Raw genomic sequence first — 19,877 nt, 5'->3', positions numbered from 1 at the left:
ATCTTCGGGAAATGTCGCGTTCCTCTATGGATACGGTGCTTCGTGTGCAACGGGCTAAGATCGTTCGGGTTCACCGATGACCAGGGGAGGCGCCATGGATCCGGCGGCGATGGGGCCCGGCTTCGACCCGAACGTGCCCAACGCGGCCCGGATGTACGACTACTTCCTCGGCGGCAAGGACAACTTCCCCGCCGACCGGGCGGCGGCCGAGCAGGTGCTGCGGCACGTCCCGGAGATCCCCCTGGGGATCAGGGAGAACCGGGAGTTCCTCGTCCGCGCCGTGCGGTTCCTCGCCGGCCGGGGCATCCGGCAGTTCCTCGACATCGGTGCGGGCCTGCCCACCCAGCGCAACGTCCACCAGGTGGCGGCCGAGCACGCGCCCGGGGCGAAGACGGTGTACGTCGACAACGACCAGCAGGTGCTCGCGCACGCCCGCGCGCTGCTCCAGGACAGCCCGCAGGTGCGCGTCGTGGAGGGCGACCTGCGGCGGCCGGGGGAGATCCTGTCCCATCCCGAGGTGCGGGGCCACCTGGACCTCGACCGGCCGGTCGCCGTGCTGCTGCTCGCGATCGTCCACTTCCTGCCCGACTCCGACGAGCCCCGCCGCCTGATCAAGGAGATCCGCGAGGCGCTCGCGCCCGGCAGCTACGTGGCCATCTCGCACGTCGCGGTGGACGAGCAGCCGGAGCGGGCGCCGCACGTCGAGCAGGTCTACCAGGGCGCGTCCGCGCAGTTCGTGGCCCGGCAGTCGGACGAGATCACGCCGTTCTTCGAGGGGCTCGACCTGGTCGAGCCCGGCGTGGTCAACCTGCACCAGTGGCGGCCCGATCACGAGGCGTTCGACCCGCGCCTGCTGGCGGTCAAGAACTACTTCCTGTGCGGGGTGGGCCGCGTCTCCTGACGCGCCGCACCCGCCGAGGGCGCGAGCCTGCCCGCGCCCAGCAGGACCGCCAGCAGCAACACGGTGACCAGCGCGAACGAGGCGGGCAGCCCGGCCAGCGTGGCGATCCCGCCGATCGCGCTCGGCGCGACGAACCCCGACGCGTAGCTCACCGTGGCCACGCCCGCGACGCCCTCGCTCGGTGAGGGCCCGGCGTTGCCCGCCGCCGCGAACACCAGCGGGATGACCACCGCGATCCCCACGCCGATCAGCATGAACCCGGCGGTCGCCGGCACCGGGACCTGGGAGACCGCGACGAGCAGCCCGCCGAGCGCCGCCAGCGCCGCGCCGCCGCGCACGGTCGCGACCGGCCCCAGCCGCCGCACCACCGCGTCGCCGCACAACCGGCCCGCGGCCATCATGCAGGCGAAGGCCGTGTACGCCGCGGCGCCCACCGCCTGGGACGCGCCCGCGACCTGCCGGAGGTAGACCGCGCACCAGTCCTGGGCGGCGGCCTCGCCGAACACCGCGCAGAAGCCCACCAGCCCGATGAGGAGCACTCCGCGCGGAGGGAGCACGAAATGGGGCGGGGCCGGCTCGTCCTCGCCCGCCCGCACGTCGAGCAGCAGCGGTCCCACGGCCAGGGCCACGAGGAACAGCACGACCGCCGTCCCGCCCAGGTGGAGCCGGGCGTCGAGGCCCGCGCTCGCGGCCAGCGTGCCCACCGCGCCGCCCGCGAGCGTCCCCACGCTCCACATGCCGTGCAGCCCGGACATGATCGAACGGCCGAGCCGCTGCTCGACCACCACCCCCTGGGCGTTCATCGCGACGTCGCCGAGGCCGGCCACCGCGCCGTACAGCAGGAGTGCCGCGCACAGCAGGGGCAGGTTCGGCGCCAGCGGTGGCAGGACGAGAACCAGGCACCACAGGCCGATCGAGACGCGGGTGACGGCCCGCCCGCCGAACCGGTGCGTGAGGCGCCCCGCGGTCGGCATCGCGAGGATGGAGCCGACCGCGGGCGCGAGCAGGGCGAGCCCGAGCTGGCCGGGCCCGGCCCCGACGTGGTCCTGGATCCAGGGGATGCGGGAGGCGAAGCCACCGGTCACCGCGCCGTGCAGGGCGAAGGTGACCGACACCGCGAACCTGGCCCGTCTCAGCTCCCGAAGATCCACGATCACACGGTATGTCCTCGCGGGCCATGCCGACAGTGTGACCGCTGCGACAGCCGTGACGGGCCGGGCTTGAACGATCACGAGCCGGGAACGGTTCGTCCTCACTTGGATGACCGAGGCGGCCCACGGCCGTCCGGGGTCCGTCCCAGAGGGTGGACAGACCTTGGAGGCGCCCATGAAGAAGTCCAGCCCGATCCTCGCGACCCTGACCATGATCGCCCTGTTGTTCGCCACCGCCTGTTCCGCCGGGGAGAGCGCCCCGGACGCCGGGGCCAGAGCACCGGCCGCCCCGCAGAACGCCCCGGACTCCGCCCGGCGCGACTACCCGGGCGGCCAGGCGCGCTCACTCGACCAGGAGCAGGCGTCGCACAGTGCGGAGGAGCGTGCGGAGGAGCACAGCGCGGAGGAGCCGTCGACCTTCGCCCTCGACGTCGACACGGCCTCCTACGGCTACGCCCGCCGTGCCATACAGGAGGGTCGCCGGCCGGAACCGGGACAGGTGCGTACGGAGGAGTTCGTCAACGCCTTCCGCCAGGACTACGCGGAGCCGGAGGGCGACGGCTTCGCCGTCCACCTCGACGGGGCCAGGATGCCGGAGAAGGGGACGGCGCTGCTCCGCGTCGGCCTGCAGACCCGAGAGCCGGACGCGTCGGTGCGGCGGCCCGTCAGCCTCACCTTCGTGGTCGACGTCTCCGGGTCCATGGCCGAGCCCGGCCGGCTCGACCTCGTGCGCCGGGCGCTGCACACGCTCGTCGACCAGCTCGTGCCCGGCGACCAGGTTGCCATCGTGTCGTTCCGGGAGGAGGCCCACGTGGTTGCGGAGATGACCGCGGTCACCTACCGGGCCGAGCTGCATGAGGCTATCGACATGCTGGGCGCCGGCGGATCGACCAACCTGTCGGACGGCCTCGAGACCGGCTACCGCCTGGCGGCGGGCGCCTTCAGACAGGACGCCACCAACCGCGTCATCCTGCTCTCCGACGGCTTGGCCAACACCGGCGAGACCGCCTGGCAGGCGATCCTCGACCGGGTGAGCGAGTACGCCGGCAAGAAGATCACTCTACTGTGCGTGGGCGTCGGCCGCGAGTACGGCGACCAGCTCATGGAGCAGCTCGCGGACAGGGGCGACGGCGCGGCCGTGTACGTCTCCACCGAGGACGAGGTGCGGAAGGCCTTCACCGAACGGCTCACCACCACGCTGGAGGTGCGTGCCCGAGACGCCAAGGCGCAGGTCTCCTTCAACCCGTCGGCGGTCGAGTCGTACGCACTTCTCGGATACGAGGACCGCGCGCTGACCTCGGAGGACTTCCGTGACGACAGCAAGGACGGCGGGGAGATCGGTCCCGGCCACTCGGTCACCGCGCTCTACCGTGTGCGCCTGCGCCCCGGCGCGGACGGCCGGCTCGCCACCGCCACGGTGCGCTGGCTGGACCCCGACACCCGGCGGCCGTCGGAGGCGGACCGGAGCGTCGACGTGTACGCGCTGGCCCCGGCCCTGTGGGGGAGCGCTTCCGTCCGCCTCCAGGTCGACGCCGTGGCCGCCGATTTCGCCGAGCACCTGCGCGGCCGGTGGTCCGGGAGGGGCGGGACGTGGAGCCTCGCCGAGCTGATCGACCAGGCCGACCGCCTGGCGGCGCGGACCGAGGACCCGGCCGTATCCGAGCTGGCCACGCTGCTGCGCAGGGACCGTGACCTGGGCTGACCGCCCGCACGCGGACGGCGGCCCGCGGCCCGGTGCGCTGTGGAACCCACGGCGACGCCGGGCCGGGTGCCGGGGGCTGCGTTCGGGGTAAGGGCGGAAAGACCATAGGGTCGTCCCGTGCACATTCGCCCCGCCGCAGGCCGGGACCAGGAGCAGGACCAGGAGCAGGACATGGCCGTGAACGAGTTTGACGAAGGCCCCGGATTCGCCGATCTGGCGCTGGGCCCCGAGCTCCTCAAGGCCCTGACCGGTCTCGGTTACGAGGAGCCCACGCCCATCCAGCGGGAGGCCATCCCGCCGTTGCTGGAGGGCCGAGACCTCCTCGGCCAGGCCGCGACCGGCACGGGCAAGACGGCCGCGTTCGCCCTGCCCATGCTCCAGCGGCTGCATGGCGGCCTCCACCCGGCGGCCATGGAGGCCGACGGCGGCGAGCCCGCGGGGCTGGTGCTCGTGCCCACCCGCGAGCTGGCCGTGCAGGTGTCGGAGGCCATGCACCGCTACGGCCGCGACCTCGGCACGCGGGTGCTGCCGATCTACGGCGGCCAGCCGATCGGGCGGCAGCTGCGCGCGCTGGAGCGCGGGGTGGACGTCGTCGTCGCCACGCCGGGACGGGCGCTCGACCACATCGGCAGGGGCACCCTGCCGCTCAAGGGCCTGCGGATGGTCGTCCTCGACGAGGCCGACGAGATGCTCGACATGGGCTTCGCCGACGACATCGAGGCGATCCTCCAGGACACCCCGGAGGACCGGCAGACCGTGCTGTTCTCCGCGACCATGCCGCCGCGCATCGACGGGATCGCCCGCCGCCACCTGCGCGAGCCGGTGCGGATCAGGATCGAGCGGGAGGCGCCCGCCGCCGGCGAGGCCCCGCTCATCCGGCAGAGCGCCTACATCGTGTCGCGGGCGTACAAGCCCGCCGCGCTGGGCCGGGTGCTCGACGTGGAGGCCCCCACCGCGGCGATCGTCTTCTGCCGCACCCGTGAGGAGGTCGACAGCCTCACCGAGACGATGAACGGCCGTGGCTACCGCGCCGAGGCCCTGCACGGCGGCATGGGCCAGGAGCAGCGCGACCGGGTCATGGGCCGGCTGCGCAGCGGGACCGCCGACCTGCTCGTCGCGACCGACGTGGCCGCGCGCGGCCTCGACATCGAGCAGCTCACCCACGTCATCAACTACGACGTGCCGTCCGCGCCCGAGTCGTACGTGCACCGCATCGGCCGGGTGGGCCGGGCCGGCCGCGAGGGCGTCGCGATCACGCTCGCCGAGCCGCGCGAGCACCGCATGCTCAAGACCATCGAGCGCGTCACCCGCAGCAAGATCGCGGTCGAGAAGGTGCCGACGGTCGCCGACCTGCGCGCCCGCCGGCTGGAGCTGACCAGGGCCGCCCTGCAGGAGAGCCTGATGGAGGACGGCGACCTCGACCGCTTCCGGGTGGTGGTCGAGACGCTCGCCGACGAGTTCGACCTGGTCGACATCGCGCTCGCGGCGGTCAAGCTCGCCCACGAGTCCACCGGAGCCGCCGCAGACGAGGAGGAGATCCCCGAGGTCACGCCGCGCCCGCAGCGGCCCGAGCGCGGGCCGCGCGACGACAGGTTCGGCCGCGACGACCGGCGCGGGCGGCGCGGGGGCGGCGCGATGAGCCGCGTGTTCGTCGGCGCGGGCCGCAGCGCGGGCGTGCGCCCCCAGGACATCGTCGGCGCGATCACCGGGGAGACCCGGGTCAGCGGGCGCGAGATCGGGGCGATCGAGATCGCCGACCGGTTCACCCTGGTCGAGATCCCGGACGGCGCCGTGGACGAGGTGGTCTCGGCGCTGCGCCGCACCACGATCAAGGGCAGGAAGCCGGTCGTGCGCAGGGACCGCGACGGCGCCCCCCGCGGCCGCCGCTGACCTTCTCCTCAGGGCGCCGCCGGATCCGGGCGACGGCCGTTCTCACCGGACGGCCGTCTCCTGGGCGTCCCGCAGTTTCGGCACCGCGAGCTGCGCGGCCCGCTCGCTGAGATCCGGATCGAACGTCCCGAAGAATCCGTCGGTGACCAGCAGGGTCACGGTGTTCCCCGCTCCGATGAGCACAAGGTCCGACGCGTGGATCGGGTCCGGGTTCACCGAGGGAATCAGCTTGCTGTACCTGATCCCGTACGCCCAGTTCCCGAGCTTCCCGACGGAGAGCCTGGTGATGCTCTGCTTGACGCCGTGGGTCTTCGTCCTGACCCCGGCGCAGTCGCGGACCATGACCGTCCCCGCCTTCTTCCAGGAGGACACGGCGGCGGAGGTGCCGCTGAGGGCGAACTGCTTGACCCCAGCCGGATTGTCCTCCTCGTTGATGAAGACCGCCGCTCTGCTTTTCAGGAGTGGTTTCAGCGCCCGGAGGGCCGTCGCGCATTTCTTCGTGTGAGCCTCCTCCGCGTCCAGCACCTCGCGATTGCGCTTGGTATTCGGGACGTAGCCGTCACCCAGATCCTCGGGGGTCAGCAGCGCCGCGCGTAATTGGGCCGGGGTCAGCGGCTTGCCGGTCTCGGCTGCCGACGCGGGAGCGGCGCACGCGAGCAGGAGGGAGGCGGCGAAACCGCTCAAGATCAGAGGACGCATGGGACGGCATCCTAGAGTTCCGCGCCATAGGAGCTCAATAGATGAATATCCGGCTGAACCGCACCTCTTCAGGTCCGCGGACTTCCATCGAAATAGGCCGCGCGGGAAAATGCGTGGCCGGCCACAGACTTCTCGCCATGGCCGTCCGGATGCGGAAAGCTCAGCGGGCGCCCACGGACCTCCCGGTGCGGGCGGCCGCGCCGGTCCTGCGCCGCGCCGCGTGCCAGCGGGCGAGCAGCAGCGCGAGCAGGCCGGCGAGGACGGCGACGGCCACGCCGGTGCCGAGCAGCGCCCCCAGCCGCTGGTCGGCACCCCGGTCCGGCGCCCACGGCAGCCCGAGCGCCGCGTACCACTCCGGCGCCTGCGGCGGCCCCGCCAGCACCACCAGGCCCGTCCAGGCGCGTACGGCGATCGCCCCGGCGAGCATCCAGGCGCGGACCTGCGGCCGGATCGCGCGCGGGAGCGGGTCCACGCCCGCGGCCACCGCGAGGAAGAGCACCGCGGTGACCGTCACCACCGCCTGCGCGGTCAGCCGAAGGGCGAGGCTCGGCTGGGCGTACCCGAACAGGCCCGTCAGATACAGCGCCGGGTACGGCAGCGCGTACAGGGCCAGCGCCGTCACCGGATGGGACAACGCGCGGCCGGCGGGACCGCCGGCGGGATCGGCATCCGGACGGGCCCGCCGCCACAACGTCACCGGGGCGCCGAACACGAGCAGCACCGGGCCCGCGGCGCCGAGCAGCGCGTACTGCGCCGCGTGCGCGGAGAACAGCGCGGGCGCGTAGGCCGCCACTCCTCCCGAGGTGGCGTAGGCGAGCACGACCAGACCGGCCAGCCAGGAGGCGGTCCGCCCGGCCGGCCACCGCTCGCCGTCCCCCGAAGTGCGGGACAGCCGCCGTACGCCGGACAGGTACGCCGCCGCGGCGGCGGCCAGCAGGAGCAGCGCGATCGGGTCGGGCCGCACCTCGGTGGCGAGCGCGCCCGGGGTGAGGGGAGGCAGGGCGTATCCCAGCGCGTCGTGCTGGTGCGCGCCTGTCTCCGTGGCGGGCGGGGGTGTGCGTCCGAGCGCCACGGCGAGGCCCAGCGTGCCGGCCATCACCGCGATCTCGCCGCAGGCGAGGCGGAGGAACGGCGCGCGGGCCCCGCCGGACTCCATCGCCCCGATGGTCCTGCGCCGGTGCCGCCACCCGAACCAGCCCAGGACGGCCAGCGCGGCGATCTTGGCCAGCACGAGCAGGCCGTACTTCGACTGCCACAGCAGGGGCGGCGAGCCGAGCCTGACCCAGGCGTTGAGGGCGCCGGACGCCCCGACGGCGGCGAAGCAGCCCAGCGCGAGCGTGCTGAAGCGGCGCACGGCGACGGTGAGCCCGGGCGCGGCGCGCAGGTGCGCCACGAGGGCGTACAGGCCGCCGATCCACAGCGTGACGGCCGCGACGTGCGCCATCAGGCTGAGGACGGCGAGGTTGTGGTCGGCCGCCGAGGCCGAATGACCCACGTACGCCGGGGGCAGCACCGCGAGGAGCGCCACCGCGAGCAGCGCGAACCGGAGCAGGGGGCCGTGCGGCAGGAGCGACCCGGCGGCGACCGCCAGGGCCGCGACCGTCACCGTCAGGAACGCCTGTCCCTGCGGGATGTGGAAGAGGAAGGCGGACAGCGCGCCGGAGCGCAGCGCGTCCCCCGGGGGCAGCCCGAGGAAGTCCGACAGCGTCAGCACCTCGGTGACCGCCGCGCTCGCCGCCCAGCCGAGCGCCCAGGCCCCGGCCGCCCGTACGACGGCCCGGCCGCTCGCGGGGGCCAGCACGACGGCCGCCAGCAGGACCCCGATCGTGGCGGCGGCGCAGACGTCGTGGGCGAGGCGCGCGACCGGCAGGCCCCAGGTGGTCAGCGCGCCGGGGGAGGGCAGACCTTGGATCGCCGGTTGCGGTCTGCCGCCGCCGAACCACAGGGCGAGCACCAGCGCGGCGAGCGCCGTCGCGACGACGGCGGGGACGACCGCGCCGCGGAGGCGCTGGGGAGGTGTCATCGTCGGCGTCCTCGGCTCGGCACCGTTGATCGCTTGCGAGTATGACCGAAGGGCCGCCCTCTGGGGAGCCCCCGCGGGAGGATCGGCCCTCACTTCGGCGTCCGGCTGAAACGTTCAACGGTCCTTCCCGGCGGCACTTGATGCGGACCGTACGGGAGAGGGCCCGATGCCGGTGCGGTGACGGCGTGCGCGGAAGATCGGCGGCGGACCAGCCGAGATCGCCGGGGTGTGAGACAATCCCGGCGTCATGCGCGCCACGCTCTCCTTCAGGCTCGCGCGGTCGGCCGCCTTCTCGGCCGTCTGCGTGCTCCTCGCCGTCGGCGCGCACCGGTTCGCCGGCGGAGGCGGGCCGACGCCCGCCGCGCTCCTCACCGGGGTGCTCACGGTGACGGCCGGCGCGGCCGTCGCGGCGGGCCGGGAACGATCGCCTCAGACGATCGTCGCCCTGCTGGCCGGCGCCCAGGCGTTCCTGCACTGTCTCCTCGACGTCACGGGGTCCGCCGCGGTGTCGCACCCGACCTGGCACGGCGGCCTGAGCGCGCAGACCGGCATGCTCACCGCCCACCTCACCGCGGCGCTGCTCACCGGCTGGTGGCTGTCGCGCGGCGAGGAGGCCCTGTGGTCCGTGCTGCGCGGGATCGGCGCCGGAGCGGTCCGCTGCCTGCGGGCGGTGGCCGCGCTGGTGCGTGCGCTGCTGGCGCTGCGGGGAGCGGATCTCGCGGGCGCCGGACGTCCTCGCCCCCGCGCGCTGCCGGGCTCCGAGCGCGCCCCGCGCACCGCGGGCGTTCTACGGCATGCGGTCGTCCGCCGCGGGCCACCGGTTCTTCCCGTCCTCTGAGCTTCACGCGCGAGCGACGCGTATCTCTCCCTGGGACCACGTTTGGCGCCCATGGGACCGCGCTCGCGCGCCTTCGTAATCTCGCAGACGACTGGAGAACCCCCATGACCTCGTACGTCCGTCGCGCGGCCGCCGTCACCGCCGGTGCCCTCGCGCTCACCATCGGTCTCGCCGTGCCCGCCCTCGCCCACGTCACCGTCAACCCCGGCACCGCCGTACAGGGCAGCTGGACGAAGATCGCCTTCCGCGTCCCCAACGAGCGCGACAACGCCTCGACCACCAAGGTGGAGGTCGAGTTTCCCACCGACCACCCGCTGCCGTTCGTCTCGGTCCGCCCGGTTCCCGGCTGGGACGTCAAGCTCACCCGCGGCAAGCTGCCCAAGCCGGTCGTCTCCGACAGCGGCGACACGATCACCGAGTCGGTGCTGAAGATCACCTGGTCCGGCGGGAAGATCGAGTCCGGCCAGTTCCAGGAGTTCGAGGCGTCGGTCGGCCCGCTGCCGAAGAACGTGGACGCGCTCGAGTTCCCCACGGCGCAGACCTACTCCAGCGGTGAGGTGGTCAAGTGGGCGGACGCCCCGAAGGCCGACGGCTCCGAGCCCGAACACCCCGCGCCGACGCTCAAGCTCGTCGCCGCCGAGGAGGGCGAGGACGACCAGCACGGCGCCGCCTCCGCCTCGCCGGCCGCCGCCCCCACGGTGGCGGCCGCGGCGAGCGATGACGACGATCAGGAGAGCGGGAACACCACCCCGGCCCTGGTGTTCGGCGGCCTCGGCCTCGTCGCCGGCCTGGTCGGGGCCGGAGCGGGCGTCACGGCGCTGCGCCGTTCGCGCGGCTGAGCACGCGGCCGAGCGCGCGGCGCACCGCCGGGAGCACCTTTCCGGGACATGCGTCTCGGAAAGGGGCTCCTCTTCTCCGGGGAGGCAGGTCATGCGGCGGGCGAACCCGGCATGCGGGGCGCGGCCCGGACCCCGTCGCAGGATCCGGGCCGGGCCCGCAGGGAGGTACGGCGGTCAGGACAGGAGGGTCTCTCCGATCCAGCCGTCCGGGGCACACCCGGGCGGTACCGCGAAGACGGCCGACCCGATGGGGGTGATCCACTGGTTCAGCAGGTCCACCTCCGCGATCCGCCGCTGGATCGGGACGAACTGCCGCGCCACGTCGGCCTGGTAGGACGCGAACAACAGGCCGGCGTCCGGTCGTCCCTCCGGGCTGAGCCCGTCCTCGTAGTTGTAGGCCCGGCGCAGGATCCGCATGCCCGGGTCGGCCACCCGGGCGCGGCGGATGTGCGCGTACTCGGAGATGACCGGCAGGCCCGACGGGCCGAGCGCGGCGAAGTCGGGCTCGTCGGTCTCGGCCCGGCCGGTCAGCGGAGCACCGGTGTCCAGCCGCCGCCCGACGCTGAACTCCTTGGCCGCCCGGTCCGCGGCGTCCCACTTCTCCAGGTCCATCCGGATGCGGCGGAGCACCAGCGTGGTGCCGCCGCGCAGCCACCCGTCGCGCACCCACACGGCCCGGTCGAAGTCCGCCGACTCCGGACGTGGGTTGACGGTGCCGTCGAGCTGGCCCATCAGGTTGCGCTGGGTCGTCCCCGGCGTGCGCACCTGCGGGCTCTGCCGGAATCCGTGCTGAGTCCAGCGTACGGTCGCGAAGGAGCGGGCGTCCCTGACGAGCACGCGCAGCGCGTGCGCCAGCGTGACGCGGTCGTCCGCGCACACCTGGACCAGCAGGTCGCCGCCGCTCCAGCGGGGCTGGAGGGCGTCGACCTTGAACGACGGCAGCGGCCGTGGCCCAAGATGCCCGGCCCCCGCCGCCTCGAACAGCCCGGCGCCGAACCCGAAGGTGACGGTGAGCCGCGCGGGCAGCAGCGCCAGCTCGGCGTCGGTGTCGGCGAGGGCGGGCTCGCCCCGGGTCAGCCGCCGCGCGTCGTCGGTGAGCAGCCGCATCAGGCGCGCGAGCGCCGCGCGATCGGTCCCCGGCCGCAGGTCGAACCCGACGAACACCCCGAACGTCTGCGGAGACGTCGCGATGCCCGCCTGATGGGCGCCGTGGAAGGGTTCGACGGCGTCACCGCCGGGGAGGGGCGCGGGCCCGGCCGATGCGCGCCCCGCCGTGTCCGGTACGGCGGAGGCCGGGGCGCAGGCCGCCGCCGCGGCGGCGACGGCCCCTCCCGCGAGCAGGCCGCGCCGGGTCAGCCGCCGTCCCGCCGGGGCGGACTCCCCCCTGCGCTCACTCATGAGGGGCGTAGGACTCGTTGGCGCCGGCGAAGTCCTTGGCCACCGCGGTGAAGGACACCGTCCTGCCGTCCTTCAGGGTGAGCGTGAAGGGCACCTCCGCACCGGGCTCGACGGCCGTGCGCACGTTCATGAGCATGATGTGGTCGCCGCCGGGCTGGAGCACGTGCCGGCCGCCGGCGGGGATCACGAACCCGCCCTGCTTGCGGCGCATGGTCATCGTGCCGTCGCCTCCGACGACCTCGTGCAACTCCACCGTCGGGGAGACGGGGGTGTTCGCCGAGACGACGGTGACCGCCTCGCCGGTGGTGTTGACGAGCGTGGCGAAGGCGGCGCTCATACCGGAGCGGGCCGTCTTCACCCACGGGTCGCTGATCGCCAGCGGGGCGGCGGCCGTGGCGGCCGCGGAGGCGGGGGCCTGCGCCGCGGCCGGCGAGGCGGCTGCGGTGGCGGACACAGTGCCCGACGACACAGCGCCGGACGACACAGCGCCGGACGACACAGTGCCCGACGACACAGCGCCGGCCCGGGTGTCGGCCGGCGCCGCGCAGGCCCCGGCGGCCAGAAGGGCGGCCAGCGCCGCCGGGAGCATGCGGTTAAGGGTCGTGATGGTCATGCGGAAGCCTTCTCTCGGTCGTCCGGCGGCATGCGGGCGGCGTTCCCGGACGCGCGGGGCGGCCCCTGCGGGCCGTACCCGGGCGATGCGAGTCAGGGCGCGGCGGGACCGGCGCGAAGGCTCTGGAAGAAGGCGTCACGGGACGGCCGCCACGGCTGCGGGGGCGTGCGCGCGGGCATGCACCGCCGGAAAGATCATTGATACGCCCCCGGGGCCGTATGCCGCCGGGGAGCGGAATGAGGAGCGCCGTCAGGCGGACGGCAGGAGAAGGCGGGGCGGGCCGCGCCGCGTGACGCAGTGACGTGGCGCGGACGAGCGCGGCACGCGCGGCTCGTCCGGGTGCGGCGACGCCGGCCGCGTGAACACCGGCGGCGCCGGATCGGCCGCGATCCGCGTGAGCCGTACGGCGAGCCGCCGCAGCAGCGCCCACAGGGCGGCCTCACCCCTGGCGAGCCACAGTGCCGTCAGCACCACCGCCCAGCCGTGGCCGAGCAGCATGCCGAAGCCCGGCCCGGCCATGGCATGCCCGGCCATCCCGTGCCCGTCCATGACGTGGCCCGCGATGGCGGGTCCGGCGGACGACGACGGGCACGACAGGGCGAACAGCACGTGCAGGGCGACCTGCAGAGCCGCGAGCAGGGGCAGGATCGCGCGCAGGGTCCGTTCCCGGCCGGACAGGGGCAGCGCGGCGGCGAACACCGCAGGCAGTCCCAGCGCGAGCGCGCCGGGGGCGACCGCGCCGCCGCTGAGCAGGTGCGCCACCACGCCAAGGCCGAGGCACACCGCGGTGAAGGCGGCGGCTCGGGCGAGGCGGAGGGGCGATGTCACCGGCATGGCACAGCCAATATCGCATGCCGGACGCCCGGTCCCCGTACCGGGACGCCGTGTCGCTCGCGGGCCAAGGGCGGCCCGCCACCCGGCGGGAGGCTCGCGAGCGGCATAGGGAATGGGCCGTTTGGGCACTTCAAGAGGTATCGGGGGCGTGTTCGATGGGGGGAACCATGGCTGTATCGGCGGACCTGGCGAAGCTGCTCGACCGCGAGTACGAGGACAAGACCCTGGACGAGATCATCAAGGCGCCGGTGGACGCGCTGGCCGGGGTGAGCGCGGAGGACGCGGAGCTGCTGAAGAAGGCCTTCCACATCAAGACCGTTGGCGACCTCGGCCGCAACAAGTTCTTCCGGGCGGCCACGGCGCTCGTCGATCTCACCGACAGCGGGAAATAATCGGGGTTTCCGCCCGACCGGCGGCCGTTGTAGAAGATTTCCATCGCCTTATAGGTTGATGGAAGGTATCTACAAAGGGAGCGGCCGTGGGGGCTCTGTTCGTCGGTGTGGACGGGGGAGGCACCAGCACGCGCTGTGTCGTGGTCACGGAGTCGGGCGAGGTCGCCGGGCGGGGACGGGCCGGCGGCGCCAACGCGATCTCGGTCCCCGACCCGGCCGCCAACCTGCGCGCGGCGCTGCTCGGCGCGCTGGAGGGCCTGGACCCCGCGCTGGTCGCCGGGGGCGTGTTCGGCCTGGCCGGGGCGGCCCGCGCCGCGGAGCCGGCCGAACGGGCCTGGCGCGAGGCCGGGCTCGCCGGGCGCCCGGCGGTGGTGGCCGACATGCTCGTCGCCTTCACCGGCGCCACCGACCGGCCCGACGGCGCGGTCCTGGTGGCCGGCACCGGCGCGATCGGCGCCCGCATCCGCGACCGCCGGGTCGTACGGCGGGCCGACGGCCTCGGCTGGCTCCTCGGCGACGAGGGCTCGGGCGTGTGGCTGGGCCGCCGTGCCGCCAGCGCGGCGCTGAACGCGATCGACGGCCGGGGCGCCCCCACGGTGCTGGTCGCCCGGGTGGCCGAGGCCGTCCTGGGAGCGGGGGCGGCCGGTGAGGACGACGGGCCCGCGCTCGCCCAGGCCCTGGTGGCGGCCGTGTACGCGCGGGTCGCCGAGTCGGGGCCCGCCTGGCTCGGCACGCTCGCGCCCGTGGTGGACGTCGCCGCCCGCGAGGGTGACGAGGTGGCACGCGGCGTCGTCGCGGAGGCGGCCCGCAGGCTGTGCCGTACGGCACGGGTGGTCGCCGGGGAGAGTGCCCGTGCCAGGGGAGCACAGGCGGAGGGAGGCGGAGAGCCGCTGGTGCTCGCGGGGTCGCTGCTGACCGAGCCGACCGAGCTCGCCCACCTGGTCAGGGCCGAGCTGGGCAGGAGGGCCGTGCTGGTGCGCGCCCGGGACAACGCGGCGGGCGCCGCCGCGCTCGCGGTGCGGGCCGCCCTGCCCGGCGACCCGCGTGCCGCCGAGGCGCACCGCGCCTTGATCGGGCAGGGGGGCGCATGAGCGAGCGAATCGGTAGACACGGTGCGTTTCGCGGGGTGCTCCATTGCGCGCCTTCGGCACGACCTGACTCCGAGCCATCTGGCGAGGAGGGGGCATGAGCGGCGAGCTGGACCGGATGGCGATGGCCGTGCTCCAGCCCGGTTTCGAGGGCACCGAGCCGCCCGCGTGGCTGCGGCGGGCGCTCGCGGAGGGCCTGGGCGGCGTGGTCCTGTTCGCCCGCAACGTCTCCCGTGACGCCGACGGTCTCGGCGGGACGGCCGCCCTGGCCGCCGAGCTGCGCCGGGAACGGCCGGACGTGGTCGTCGCCGTGGACGAGGAGGGCGGCGCCGTCACCCGGCTGGAGGCCGCCACCGGAAGCTCCTGGCCGGGCAACCTGGCGCTGGGCGTCGCCGGCGACGAGTCGCTGACCCGCCGGGTGGCGCGGCAGATCGGCCGGATGGTCGCCGCCGCCGGCGTCACCCTCGACTACGCCCCCGTGGTGGACGTCAACGCCGACCCCCGCAACCCCGTCATCGGCGTGCGTTCCTTCGGCTCCGACCCCGAGGACGTCGGCCGCCACGGCGCCGCGTGGATCGAGGGACTGCAGAGCGCGGGGGTGGCCGCCTGCGCCAAGCACTTCCCCGGCCACGGGGACACCGTGACCGACTCCCACCTCGAACTGCCCGCCGTACGGGCCTCCCGCGAGGTGATAGAACGGCGCGACCTGCCGCCGTTCCGGGCCGCCATCGCGGCCGGGGTGCGCGCCGTGATGTGCGGTCACCTGCTCGTCCCCGCCGTCGACGCGCTGCCCGCGACGCTGAGCCGGGCCGTGCTGACCGGCCTGCTGCGGCAGGAGCTGGGGTTCGAGGGGCTCGTGGTGACCGACGCGATCGAGATGCGCGCGGTCGCCGCCCTGCACGAGCCGGGCGAGATCGCGGTCCGCGCGCTGGCCGCCGGGGCCGACGCCATCTGCGTCGGGGTGTCCTCGGCCAGAGGGGAGAGCGTCTACGCGCTGCGCGACGCGATCAGCGGCGCGGTCCGCGAGGGACGGCTGGCGGAGGAGCGCCTGGCCGAGGCGGCGGGCCGGGTGCGGGACCTGGCCGTGTGGTACGACGCGCAGGCCGGCGCCAGGGCCGCGGTGGCCCGCGACGCCGACGAGGGCCTCGGCCTGGCGGCGGCGACGGCGGCCCTGCGCGCGACCCCGGCGGAGAAGGCGCCGCCGCTGTCGAAGGCGCCGCTGGTGGTGCACCTGGCGGCACGGCCCAGCCAGGCCGTCGGCCGCGCGAAGCCCCTGAAACTCGGCCAGGCGATCGAGGAGATCCTGCCCGGGACGGTGACGGCCGAGGTGGACGACGACGGGCACCTGCCGGACCTGAGCGAGACGGGGCGTCCCCTGGTGATCGCCGTCCACGACGCCGTACGGCACGCCTGGATGCGGCGGCTCCTCGATGAGGCGCTGCGGGCCCGCCCGGACGCGGTCGTGGTCGAGACGGGGGTGCCGGGGCCGCCCGCCGGGCGGCTGTATCTCGCCACCCACGGCAACTCCACGGCCTCCGCGCGGGCCGCGGCCGGCTGGCTCACCGGCGGCGTCTGACCGGTCTCGCCGATCCCTCGCGTGGGACGTCTTCGCAGGTAGCGGGCTCGGGTAAAAATTAACTCCATAGCCGCGTCTATCGGTGGAAAAAATTGACGGCATCGCGAGAGCGCCCGTATTGTCCAGGCAATCGGGAACCAGGAGCAGCCCATGAAGCGACTCGCGGCGATCGTGGCTCTGGCGTCGATCGTCACAGCCACCGCCTGCGGCACTACCGGGACGACGGACACCGCCCAGCAGGGTGGCGTGTACACCACGATCGACGGCAGCAAGCAGATCAACGCGAGCGCGCCGATCAACCCGTTCAACCCCGTCGGATCGGTCTTCTCGGGATACAACGGCATGGCGCTGGCGTGGCCCAAGAACGACCCCACCGATCCCAACCAGTTCTACCCGGCCATCGCCAGGAGCTGGAGCATGTCCCCGGACCGGTCGGAGGTCGTCATCCACCTGCAGCCGAACGCCAGGTGGTCCGACGGCGCGGCGGTGACCAGCGAGGACGTGCGCGTCTCGATCGGTCTCGCCTACACCCAGGGCGGCACGGCGTACGCGCTGGACCCGAAGGCGGCGGGCGCCGCCGCCGACATCCAGGTCGTCGACCCCAAGACGATCAGGGTGACGCAGGGCGCCAACCGCAGCTCGACATTCCTCGCCAACCTGCTGTCGACCGTGGTCGTGCCCGCGCACGTCTTCGGGAAGCTGCTGCCCGCCGACTTCTGGCAGACGCTCAAGGTCGCCCAGCACGGCCAGGGCGAGGCGGCCGAGAAGGCGAAGAACCAGATCACCGGGCTGGCGGAGAAGGTCATCGCCTTCAACCCCGGTCACGACGTGTCCGCCGGGCCGTTCGTGCTGGAGCGGGTGAACCCGGGCGCGGCGCTGCTGAAGCGCAACCCCTACTTCTACGCCCGGCAGAACATCGCGCCGGACAAGGTGAAGATCCTGAACTACACCGGCAACGAGCAGATCTGGAACTACCTGATCGCCGGCCGGCTGGACAACGCCCCCTTCACCTCCGTGCCCACCGCCGTCATGGACCGGATCCGCGACGCGCGGGGCAGCAAGGTGGTCAAGGGCTACTCGCCGGTGGCGGTCTCCCTCGCGTTCAACCAGTCGCACAAGCCGTACGACAACGTGCACGTGCGGCGGGCGATGGCCTACCTGATCGACCGCGCCCAGGTCACGAGGATCGCCTCCCCGGAGGGCGGCACGCCCGCCGCCACCACCTCCGGCATCCACGCCAAGGCGGCCCGGGCCTGGCTGGGCGACGCGTTCGACACCCTTGAGAAGTACCGCGTGAACCCCGCCAAGGCCGACGCCGAGCTGAAGGCGGCCGGCATGACCAAGCGGGGCGGCCGGTGGGCCCTGCCGGACGGCAGCCCGTGGAAGGTCCGCATCCACGTGCCCGCGTCGTTCTCCGACTGGGTCGCCGCGGCCAAGTCGATCAGCAGCCAGCTCAGCGACCACGGCATCGACGCGAGCGTGGTCACCGCCGCCGACTACACGCTCTATCTCGGAGAGCTGGCCGACGGCAAGTACGACCTCGGGTTCTGGCTGATCGGCCTCGGCCCCTCGCCGTACAACATCTTCCAGCGGCTGTTCGGGCAGGCGAACGGCTGGCAGATGTTCGGCGGCCGGCTGCGCCACGTCGCGCCGGGCACCGAGGGCAACTGGATGGGCGGCCCGCAGAAGGTCGACGCCGGCACCGCGGGCACGGTCGACCCGGGCGAGCTGACCAGCAGGCTGAACTACGCGTCCCACGACGAGCAGCAGCGCATCGTCGGCGTCCTGGCCAAGGTCGCCAACGAGCAGCTCCCGGTCGTCCAGCTCTGGGACTACGTGAACACCCAGTTCGTGAACACGTCCCGGTACACCGCGTTCCCGCCCGACGAAGACGAGTCCCTGCGGCTGTCGTCCGGCGTGTGGATGCAGCTCGGGATGATCAGGAAAGCGGAGAAGGGGCAGGCATGACGCACGTCGTTCCGGGGCGTCCCCGGCTGGGCGCCATCGCCAGGAAGATCGGCGGCCACCTGGTCCGCGGCCTGGCGATGATCTGGGTCGTCGCCACCATCAGCTTCGTCATCATCCGGGAGATCCCCGGCAACCCCGTGCTCGGGCAGTACGAGAGCCTGATCCAGAAGGGCATGTCGCCCGAGCAGGCCGAGCGGGCCACCGCCGTCCTGTACGGCTTCCTGCCCACCGGCAACCTGTGGCAGCAGTACGTCGGCTACATGGGCTCGCTGCTCCACCTCGACCTCGGGCGCTCGCTCAGCACGCCCGGCGTGGAGGTGACCACGCTCATCGGGCACGCGGCCCGGTGGACCGTGCTGCCGGTCCTCGCCGGCACGCTGCTGAGCTTCCTGCTCGGCGTCACCATGGGCGTCTACGCCGCGATCAAGCGGTCGGGCAAGCTGGGCGACGCGCTCGCGCTGTCCGGCTCGCTGCTGCACGGCGTGCCGGTGTACGTCATCGGCCTGCTGCTCACCGCGATCTTCGCCACGCTGTGGCCGATCATGCCGTCGGGCGGGCCGGTGGACGTCGAGTTCGTCCCCGGCTTCAACGCCGGCTACCTCGGCTCGCTGGTGCACCACGCCGTGCTGCCGGTCGTCACGTACACGCTGGCCAGCTACGGCGGGTGGATCCTCGCGATGAAGTCGAACGTCGTCGCCGTGCTCGGCGACGACTTCATCCTCGCGGCCGAGCTGCGTGGCCTGCGGCGCGGCTTCGTGTTCCGGTATCTCGCGCGCAACGCGATCCTGCCGCTGTTCACGATCCTCGCCCTGTCGATCGGCATGCTGTTCGGCGGCTCGATCTTCATCGAGGAGATCTTCAACTACCCGGGCCTCGGCCTGCTGCTCGTCAACAGCATCAGCAGCCGCGACTACGCGCTGATGGGCGGCACGTTCCTGGTGATCACGGTGGGCATCGTCGTCGCCAACATCGCCGCCGACCTGCTGTACACGGTGATCGACCCCCGGGTCAGGAGCGGAGGCGCGGCATGACCGTCATCGTCAACCCTGAGGGGGCGATCAGCCCCGAGGCCGCGCCGGCCGGGACCACCCGGGCGACGCTGCGGCGCAACTTCTGGCGCGGGGTGTGGCGGGTGCTGCGGCGCAAGCCCAGCCGCATGGCCGGCGTGGTCATCGTCGGGCTGTTCGCGGTCATGGGCGTGGCCGGGCCGCTGATCTACCCCGCGCAGCTGCCGCGCGACGACAACGCGCTGTACGCGCCGCCGAGCCTGGCCCACCCCTTCGGCACCGACTTCGAGGGCACCGACGTGCTCGCGCTGGTCGTCACCGGCGCGCGCTACGTGCTGCTCACCGGCCTGGCCACGGCCGTCATCACGGTCGCGGTCGGCACCCTCATCGGGTTGTTCGCGGGCTTCCGCCGTGGCCGGTGGGACACGGTGCTGATGCGGCTGACCGACATGAACCTCGCGATCCCCGGCCTGCCGCTGCTGCTCGTGCTGTCCACCGTGTGGAAGTTCGAGAGCCCGCTGGAGATGGGCCTGGTGCTCGGGCTGCTCGGCTGGGGCGGCATCGCCCGCGCCGTACGGTCGCAGACGCTGTCGCTGCGCGAGCGCGGCTTCATCGAGGCCGCCCGCGGCCTCGGCCTGCCGACCCGGCACATCATCGGCCGCGAACTGCTGCCGAGCATGGCGCCCTACATCGCGATGAACATGCTCATCGCCGTCACCGGCGCCGTGTACGCCCAGGTGGGCCTGTTCTTCCTCGGCGTGCTGCCGTTCGAGTCGAACAACTGGGGCGTGATGCTGAACCTCGCCGTGTTCAACGGCGGGGCGCTCACCACTCCCGCCGCGCTGCCGTACCTGCTGGCCCCGCTGATCGCGATCCTCTTGCTCACCCTGGGCATCGTGCTGATCGTGGACGCGATGGACGAGATCTTCAATCCCCGCCTGCGGGAGGAGTAGCCCCT

17 protein-coding genes are annotated in these 19,877 nt (G+C 73.7%); 11 read left to right on the top strand and 6 right to left on the bottom strand.

The features are described from left to right. The first annotated feature begins 76 nt into the window (after positions 1-76). Complete coding sequence (locus ABZ857_RS09505) at positions 77-901, top strand: SAM-dependent methyltransferase (protein WP_357040191.1); 825 nt, start codon at positions 77-79, stop codon at positions 899-901. On the opposite strand, the gene ABZ857_RS09500 is transcribed toward ABZ857_RS09505, so the two are convergent. Then, the gene (locus tag ABZ857_RS09500) at positions 868-2,052 is read right to left on the bottom strand and encodes an MFS transporter (RefSeq protein WP_357040188.1); all 1,185 of its coding nucleotides are present in this window, start codon (positions 2,050-2,052) and stop codon (positions 868-870) included. The two genes, ABZ857_RS09505 and ABZ857_RS09500, sit on opposite strands and share 34 nt — an antisense overlap. Before the next feature lie 175 nt (positions 2,053-2,227). Between ABZ857_RS09500 and ABZ857_RS09495 the strand changes: the two genes are divergently transcribed. Further along, entirely contained in the window at positions 2,228-3,754 is a 1,527-nt protein-coding gene (locus ABZ857_RS09495; protein ID WP_357040185.1) for a von Willebrand factor type A domain-containing protein, read from the top strand. Between the two features lie 171 nt (positions 3,755-3,925). After that, positions 3,926-5,644, top strand: coding sequence for a DEAD/DEAH box helicase (locus ABZ857_RS09490; protein WP_357040211.1), 1,719 nt, complete (start codon positions 3,926-3,928; stop codon positions 5,642-5,644). A 42-nt stretch (positions 5,645-5,686) separates the two neighbouring features. Here the strand turns inward: ABZ857_RS09490 and ABZ857_RS09485 are convergent, their stop codons facing one another. After that, positions 5,687-6,343, bottom strand: a complete 657-nt coding sequence (locus ABZ857_RS09485) for a hypothetical protein (RefSeq protein WP_357040182.1) — start codon at positions 6,341-6,343, stop codon at positions 5,687-5,689. 160 nt (positions 6,344-6,503) lie between these two features. Beyond that, entirely contained in the window at positions 6,504-8,366 is a 1,863-nt protein-coding gene (locus ABZ857_RS09480) for a cytochrome c oxidase assembly protein (RefSeq protein WP_357040179.1), read from the bottom strand. 247 nt (positions 8,367-8,613) lie between these two features. Here ABZ857_RS09480 and ABZ857_RS09475 point away from each other — a divergent pair, with 247 nt between their 5' ends. Beyond that, positions 8,614-9,204, top strand: a complete 591-nt coding sequence (locus tag ABZ857_RS09475) for an MFS transporter (RefSeq protein WP_357040176.1) — start codon at positions 8,614-8,616, stop codon at positions 9,202-9,204. 104 nt (positions 9,205-9,308) lie between these two features. Continuing rightward, positions 9,309-10,043, top strand: coding sequence for a YcnI family protein (locus tag ABZ857_RS09470; RefSeq protein ID WP_357040173.1), 735 nt, complete (start codon positions 9,309-9,311; stop codon positions 10,041-10,043). A 174-nt stretch (positions 10,044-10,217) separates the two neighbouring features. On the opposite strand, the gene ABZ857_RS09465 is transcribed toward ABZ857_RS09470, so the two are convergent. From ABZ857_RS09465 to ABZ857_RS09455, 3 genes are all read right to left on the bottom strand, one after another. Continuing rightward, complete coding sequence (locus ABZ857_RS09465; RefSeq protein ID WP_357040170.1) at positions 10,218-11,441, bottom strand: Dyp-type peroxidase; 1,224 nt, start codon at positions 11,439-11,441, stop codon at positions 10,218-10,220. Next, positions 11,434-12,054, bottom strand: coding sequence for a copper chaperone PCu(A)C (locus ABZ857_RS09460; RefSeq protein WP_357040167.1), 621 nt, complete (start codon positions 12,052-12,054; stop codon positions 11,434-11,436). Before ABZ857_RS09460 ends, ABZ857_RS09465 begins: the two co-directional genes overlap by 8 nt. Positions 12,055-12,303: 249 nt before the next feature. Further along, positions 12,304-12,888: an MFS transporter gene (locus tag ABZ857_RS09455; protein WP_357040164.1), complete on the bottom strand. Its 585-nt coding sequence runs from the start codon at positions 12,886-12,888 to the stop codon at positions 12,304-12,306. 167 nt (positions 12,889-13,055) lie between these two features. On the opposite strand from ABZ857_RS09455, the gene ABZ857_RS09450 reads away from it, so the two are divergent. From ABZ857_RS09450 to ABZ857_RS09425, 6 genes are all read left to right on the top strand, one after another. Then, on the top strand, positions 13,056-13,280 hold the full coding sequence (locus ABZ857_RS09450; RefSeq protein ID WP_357040161.1) for a hypothetical protein: 225 nt from the start codon (positions 13,056-13,058) through the stop codon (positions 13,278-13,280). 86 nt (positions 13,281-13,366) lie between these two features. Then, on the top strand, positions 13,367-14,371 hold the full coding sequence (locus tag ABZ857_RS09445; RefSeq protein WP_357040158.1) for a BadF/BadG/BcrA/BcrD ATPase family protein: 1,005 nt from the start codon (positions 13,367-13,369) through the stop codon (positions 14,369-14,371). A gap of 94 nt (positions 14,372-14,465) precedes the next feature. Next, a complete protein-coding gene (locus tag ABZ857_RS09440; RefSeq protein ID WP_357040155.1) occupies positions 14,466-15,944 on the top strand; it encodes a glycoside hydrolase family 3 protein in 1,479 nt (492 codons plus the stop codon). 150 nt (positions 15,945-16,094) lie between these two features. Next, positions 16,095-17,912 (top strand): ABC transporter substrate-binding protein, encoded by a 1,818-nt coding sequence (locus ABZ857_RS09435; protein WP_357040153.1) that lies wholly within the window; start codon positions 16,095-16,097, stop codon positions 17,910-17,912. After that, positions 17,909-18,943, top strand: a complete 1,035-nt coding sequence (locus ABZ857_RS09430) for an ABC transporter permease (RefSeq protein ID WP_357040150.1) — start codon at positions 17,909-17,911, stop codon at positions 18,941-18,943. The genes ABZ857_RS09435 and ABZ857_RS09430 overlap by 4 nt, the downstream gene beginning before the upstream one ends. Then, on the top strand, positions 18,940-19,872 hold the full coding sequence (locus tag ABZ857_RS09425; RefSeq protein ID WP_357040147.1) for an ABC transporter permease: 933 nt from the start codon (positions 18,940-18,942) through the stop codon (positions 19,870-19,872). Before ABZ857_RS09430 ends, ABZ857_RS09425 begins: the two co-directional genes overlap by 4 nt. Positions 19,873-19,877: the final 5 nt, after the last annotated feature.

Origin of the sequence: Microbispora sp. NPDC046933, from assembly GCF_040644635.1 — a bacterium.
Lineage (GTDB): Bacteria > Actinomycetota > Actinomycetes > Streptosporangiales > Streptosporangiaceae > Microbispora.
The sequence above is the reverse complement of the archived record's forward strand: the minus strand, read 5'-3'. Positions and strand labels throughout refer to the sequence as shown.